The following is a 421-nucleotide window of genomic DNA, read 5'->3' as shown; positions in this document are numbered from 1 at the left end:
TCATGGAGGCCCTTGAGCGGTCTCAGGGCGACGTGTGGCCCGCCCCGTGACCTGCTGGTGGGTGGAACGCCGCTCGGGCAGCCGTCCGCCGATGCAGGCCACCAGATCGCTGACGTCTTCGGTGAGGAAGAGCTGGAAGATCCATGAGCCATCGACGGCGGTGATCTTCCCTGCGCGGATGGGCTGGGCGTGCTCGCGGAGCAGTTGCACGCCTCGCTCCAGACCCGTGGTCTCTATGCCCCTTCGCTGGTACGACCTGCGCCGGCTCTCTTAGGCCCGTGCCCGGACCTCGGGGGACAGCTCGGTCTCCTCCCATATGACATATTCGCCGCCGTCGATGAGGGCCGCCAGAGCAGCCTTGGACACCGCGTCGTCGCCGGCCAGCAGCCGCATCAGCTCATGTCGTTCCACGGTCAGCCCT

Annotated in this window: 1 protein-coding gene; it reads right to left on the bottom strand. The window is 67.5% G+C overall.

Annotation, left to right across the window (positions count from 1 at the left end):
- A complete protein-coding gene (locus tag G3I78_RS51565) occupies positions 1 to 210 on the bottom strand; it encodes a hypothetical protein (RefSeq protein ID WP_203616567.1) in 210 nt (69 codons plus the stop codon).
- Positions 211 to 421: the final 211 nt, after the last annotated feature.

Origin of the sequence: Streptomyces sp. SID13726, from assembly GCF_010548375.1 — a bacterium.
Lineage (GTDB): Bacteria > Actinomycetota > Actinomycetes > Streptomycetales > Streptomycetaceae > Streptomyces.
Note: the sequence above shows the minus strand (reverse complement) of the source record. Positions and strands in the feature narration are given on the sequence as shown.